The sequence below is a fragment of the Caballeronia sp. genome (assembly GCF_028292365.1).
GTDB lineage: Bacteria > Pseudomonadota > Gammaproteobacteria > Burkholderiales > Burkholderiaceae > Caballeronia.
Genome location: NZ_JAQGMM010000339.1, coordinates 1 through 5,155 on the forward strand (window position 1 = coordinate 1; position 5,155 = coordinate 5,155).

At 61.5% G+C, this 5,155-nt stretch carries 6 protein-coding genes; all 6 read left to right on the forward strand.

The features are described 5' to 3' along the window. Nucleotides 1-1,529 (forward strand): 3-hydroxyacyl-CoA dehydrogenase (locus tag JWR14_RS20480; RefSeq protein ID WP_299710547.1); only part of this gene is annotated, 1,529 nt, incomplete at its 5' end. Between the two features lie 35 nt (nucleotides 1,530-1,564). Beyond that, a complete protein-coding gene (gene pncA, locus JWR14_RS20485; RefSeq protein WP_299710550.1) occupies nucleotides 1,565-2,191 on the forward strand; it encodes a bifunctional nicotinamidase/pyrazinamidase in 627 nt (208 codons plus the stop codon). A 67-nt stretch (nucleotides 2,192-2,258) separates the two neighbouring features. Then, a complete protein-coding gene (locus JWR14_RS20490) occupies nucleotides 2,259-3,437 on the forward strand; it encodes an acetyl-CoA C-acyltransferase (protein WP_158935543.1) in 1,179 nt (392 codons plus the stop codon). Nucleotides 3,438-3,512: 75 nt separating this feature from the next. Next, nucleotides 3,513-3,815, forward strand: coding sequence for a Dabb family protein (locus JWR14_RS20495; RefSeq protein WP_299710554.1), 303 nt, complete (start codon nucleotides 3,513-3,515; stop codon nucleotides 3,813-3,815). A gap of 4 nt (nucleotides 3,816-3,819) precedes the next feature. Then, nucleotides 3,820-4,284 (forward strand): PaaI family thioesterase, encoded by a 465-nt coding sequence (locus JWR14_RS20500; protein ID WP_299710559.1) that lies wholly within the window; start codon nucleotides 3,820-3,822, stop codon nucleotides 4,282-4,284. 60 nt (nucleotides 4,285-4,344) lie between these two features. Then, nucleotides 4,345-5,155, forward strand: an 811-nt coding sequence (locus JWR14_RS20505) for an NADP-dependent oxidoreductase (protein ID WP_299710557.1), incomplete at its 3' end; no start/stop codon positions are given.

The window sequence follows — 5,155 nt, forward strand, 5'->3', positions numbered from 1 at the left end:
CGCAAAAAGTGGGCGCGCAAAGCGGTCCTCATCCGAAGGTTCGCGATCGCAAGATCGAGCATCCGAACGCCGAAGGTTTTATCCAGTTCGCGCGCAACGGCGTCACGCCGCTCGCGAAGAACTTCCCCGCGCCGCTCAAATGTATCGATGCAGTGGAAGCCGGCGTGAAGCTCGGCTTCGATAAAGGCCTGGTCGTCGAACGCGAATGCTTCATGGCACTGGTGCAAACGCCCGAAAGCCGCGCGCTGCGGCATGCGTTCTTCGGCGAACGCGCGGCAAGCAAGATTCCGGATGTACCTTCGAGCACGCCGGTGCGCAAGATCGAACGTGTTGGCGTGATCGGCGCAGGGACGATGGGCGGTGGAATCGCGATGAATTTCGTCAATGCGGGCCTGCCGGTCACGCTGTTGGAGACGGAGCAGGAAGCGCTGGATCGAGGCCTCGCCACCATTCGCAAGAACTACGAAAGCGCCGTGAAGAAGGGCCGTCTGACGGCGGAAAAACTGGAAGAACGCATGGCGCTGATCACGCCAACGCTCGCCTATGAAGACCTCAAGGACGCCGACCTGATCATCGAAGCGGTGTTCGAAGAACTTGGCGTGAAAGAGCAGGTGTTTTCGAAACTCGATCAGGTCGCGAAGAAGGGAGCGATCCTGGCATCGAATACGTCTACGCTCGATGTCGACAAGATTGCCGCGTTCACGAAGCGTCCCGAAGACGTGGTCGGCATGCACTTCTTCAGCCCGGCCAACGTGATGAAGCTGCTGGAAGTCGTGCGCGGCGCGAAGACATCGAAGGACGTGCTCGCCACCGTCATGCAACTTGCCAAGAAGATCAAGAAGACGGCCGTGGTGTCGGGTGTCTGCGATGGTTTTATCGGCAACCGGATGATCGAGCAGTATCTGCGCCAAGCGCTTTTCATGCTCGAAGAAGGCGCGTTGCCGGCACAAGTGGACCGCGCGATCGAAAAATTCGGCTTCGCAATGGGACCGTTCCGCATGAGCGACCTCGCGGGCAATGACATTGGCTGGGCGATCCGCAAACGCCGTTATCAAGAGAAGCCGGACCTGAAGTATTCGAAGATCGCGGACCGCTTGTGCGAGACCGGGCGTTTCGGGCAAAAGACCGGCGCGGGCTGGTACGACTACAAGGCCGGCGATCGCACGGCGCATCCGTCGAAGATCGTCGACGAGATGATCGTTGCGTATTCGAACGAGCAAGGCGTCACGCGCCGCAAGATCTCCGACGACGAGATTGTCGAACGGCTGGTGTTCGCGCTCGTTAATGAGGGCGCGCTGATCCTTGCGGAAGGGATTGCATCGAAGGCATCGGACATCGACATGGTCTACCTGACCGGCTACGGTTTCCCGCTGTATCGCGGCGGACCGATGCTGTATGCGGACACGGTTGGCCTGTACAACGTCGAACGCGCGATGCGCAAGTATGCGGGCCAGGGCAACGGCGAAGCATGGAAGCCCGCGGCACGCGTGACCGAACTGGCCGCTGAAGGGCGTGGCTTCAACAGCTAGATTCAAGAGCTAGCTACAACCGGGTGAGATTCGCGATGAAAGGCGCTGACGAAGTCCTGCTAGTGATCGATGTCCAGAATGACTTCATGCCTCGCGGCGCGTTGCCGGTCGCTCACGGCGACGAAGTCGTGCCCGTGATCAACCGCCTCGCGCGTGCGTTTTCGCATGTGGTGGTGACGCAGGACTGGCATCCGGCGAAGCACATTTCCTTCGCCGAAAATCACGCGGGGCGCGCGCCTTTCGACATGGCCACGCTGAGTTACGGCCAGCAGGTCTTATGGCCAACGCATTGCGTCCAGAACACGGACGGCGCAGCGCTGCATCCCGACCTGAACGTGCCGCACGCGCGGCTGGTGATCCGCAAGGGTCATCACGTGGATGTCGATAGTTATTCGGCCTTCATGGAAGCTGATCGCATCACGCCGACGGGCCTGACGGGTTATCTCCGCGATGTCGGCGTGAAGCGGGTCTATTGCTGCGGGCTGGCGACGGATTATTGCGTCGCGTGGTCGGCGCTCGATGCGCGCAGCGCGGGTTTCGAAGCGGTTGTTATCGACGATGCCTGTCGCGCGATCGATCTCGACGGCTCGCTTGCGCGTGCGTGGGAACAGATGACGGCGGCGGGTGTATCGCGCATCGGATCGACAGACTTGCTGCGCTGAACGGCGGGTGAACCTGCGGGTTCAGCCAAATGAACCAACACTATTCGTATTCGAAGTGGAGACAAGCATGACTGACGCGGTAATCGTATCGACGGCACGCACGGGCCTTGCCAAATCCTGGCGCGGCGCATTCAACATGACCCACGGCGCGACGCTCGGCGGCCATGCCACGCAGGCGGCGGTGGCGCGCGCGGGCATCGACCCGGCGCGCGTGGAAGACGTGATCATGGGCTGCGCGAATCCGGAAGGCGCGACCGGCATGAACATCGCGCGGCAGATTGCGCTGCGTGCGGGACTGCCGGTCAGCGTGCCGGGCATGACCGTGAACCGCTTTTGTTCGTCGGGGCTGCAGACCATCGCGCTGGCGGCGCAACGCGTGATCGCCGGTGAGGGCGATGTCTATGTGGCGGGCGGCGTGGAATCCATCTCATGCGTACAAAACGAGATGAACCAGCACATGCTGCTGGACGGCTGGTTGAAGGAACACAGGCCCGCCATCTACTGGTCGATGTTGCAGACGGCCGAGAACGTCGCCAAGCGCTACGAGATATCGAAAGAGCGGCAGGACGAGTACGGCGTGCAGTCGCAATTGCGTGCGGCGGCAGCGCAAGCGGCGGGCAAGTTCAACGACGAAATCGTGCCTATCACGGTGCTTGCCGGTGTCGCCGATAAAGCCACGGGCCGCATGTTCACGAAGGAAGTCACGCTCTCCGCCGATGAAGGCATTCGCGCCGACACGACGCTCGAGGGGGTATCGAAGATCCGCACCGCGATGCCTGGCGGCGTGGTCACGGCAGGCAATGCGAGCCAGTTCTCCGATGGCGCGTCGGCATGTGTGGTGATGAACGCTACGCTGGCGGAAAAAGAAGGGCTGAAGCCGCTGGGAATTTTCCGGGGGTTTGCGGTCGCGGGTTGCGAGCCGGATGAAATGGGTATTGGCCCGGTGTTCGCGGTGCCGAAGCTGTTGAAGAAAGCGGGCCTCAAGGTCAGCGATATCGACCTGTGGGAACTGAACGAAGCGTTTGCCGTGCAAGTGCTCTATTGCCGCGATACGTTGGGCATTCCGGCTGATCGCCTGAACGTGAACGGCGGTGCGATTGCGGTGGGACATCCGTATGGCGTGTCGGGCGCGCGGCTCACGGGGCACGCGCTGATCGAAGGCAAGCGGCGCGGCGCGAAGTTTGTCGTGGTGACCATGTGCATCGGCGGCGGGCAGGGCGCGGCCGGGTTGTTTGAAGTAGTGTGATTTTGACCGGTCGCCCGGCGTTTTTGATACGCTTGGGCGATCGGCATAGTCACTGTCTACAATCAGGAGCCCGTCTTGTTACGTCACATCGTCATGTGGAAGCTGAAGGAAAGCGCCGAGGGCGGCACTCGCGCTGAAAACATCGTCAAACTGAAAGCCAAGCTCGAAAGCTGCCGCAGCATTGTTTCGGGCCAGGGCCACTTTGAAGTGGGCGTGGCGCAGCCCGGTTTCGAAGCCACGTATGACGTCGTCCTCGTCTCCGACTTCGACAATCCGGAAGCCCTCCAGGCCTATCAGGTCCATCCCAGGCACCTGGCGATCAAGGACTTCGTTGCAGCGGTACGTGAATCGCGTCAATGCATCGATTACGAAGTTTGAAGCCATGACCGATTTCTCCACGCTCCCTGAAAGCCCGTTCGTCGATTCGCTCGGCGTACAGCTCATCTCCGCCGAAGATGGCGCAAGCGAAGTGGTGCTGCCGTTGACCAGTACGCACATGAATACCTGGGGCATCGCACACGGGGGCGTGACCATGACGCTTGCCGACGTCGCCCTCGCGATGGCCGCGCGCAGTCTTGCCGCGGATGGCATCGGCGTGGTCACCGTCGAAATGAAAGTCAACTTCATGCAACCAGGTCGCGGCGAACTCCGCGCGTTTGCCCGCGTGTTGCACCGCTCCACCACCATGGCGTATTGCGAAGGCGAAATTCGCGACAGCGAAGGCCACTTTGTCGCAAAGGCGCTGGGTACCTTCAAATATATGCGCAGGCTCGCCGTCGGCCGCGATATCGCGAAGCAACGCCTGCGCTCGGATCCCTCCGCCACACCCGGTCCCAGCGACGCCTGACGCCGCTACCAGGGCGCGCCTCGCGTCCTGGCTTGTCCCCGACCGCACAGGAGTATCACGATGTCAGAACACACTTCAATCAATCGCCAGATCCTCCTCGTTTCGCGCCCGCAAGGCGCGGCAAGTGTCGATAATTTCAAACTCGTCGAGACCCCGCTCCAGCCCCTGACCGAGGGTCAAGTGCGCGTGCGCAATCATTTCCTCTCGCTCGATCCCTACATGCGCGGCCGCATGGACGACTCGAAGTCGTACGCCGCATCGCAGCCGCTCAACGAGGTGATGATCGGCGGGACGGTGGGTGAAGTAGTGGAATCGAAAAATCCGAAGTTTGCGATCGGCGACAAGGTGGTCGGGAGCTACGGCTGGCAAGAATTCGGTACGTCGGATGGCAAGGGCCTGCGTAAGGTCGACGACACGCATATCCCGCTTTCGACGTATCTCGGTCCGGTCGGCATGCCCGGCGTGACCGCATGGCTTGGGCTCAACAAGATCATCGAACCGAAAGCGGGTGAGACGGTCGTCGTCAGCGCGGCAAGCGGCGCGGTGGGAAGCGTGGTCGGTCAGTTGGCAAAAGCAGCGGGCTGCCGCGCAGTGGGCATTGCGGGCGGGGCGGACAAATGCCGCTACGTCACCGAGACGCTCGGTTTCGACGCTTGTATCGACTACAAGGCCGGCAATCTCCATGACGACCTCAAGGCGGCGTTGCCCAACGGGGCCGACGGTTATTTCGAAAACGTCGGCGGCGAGATACTGGACGCCGTGTTGTCGCGCATGAACGCGTTTGGACGAATCGCGCTGTGCGGGATGATCGCGAGTTACGACGGTTCGCCGATGCCGCTCAAAAAACCCGCTCTGCTACTCACGCAACGCC

Coding starts and splice junctions, on each gene's coding strand:
- JWR14_RS20490 (WP_158935543.1), top strand. CDS start 2,259: ATGACTGACGCGGTAATCGTATCGACGGCACGCACGGGCCTTGCCAAA.
- JWR14_RS20500 (WP_299710559.1), top strand. CDS start 3,820: ATGACCGATTTCTCCACGCTCCCTGAAAGCCCGTTCGTCGATTCGCTC.
- pncA (WP_299710550.1), top strand. CDS start 1,565: ATGAAAGGCGCTGACGAAGTCCTGCTAGTGATCGATGTCCAGAATGAC.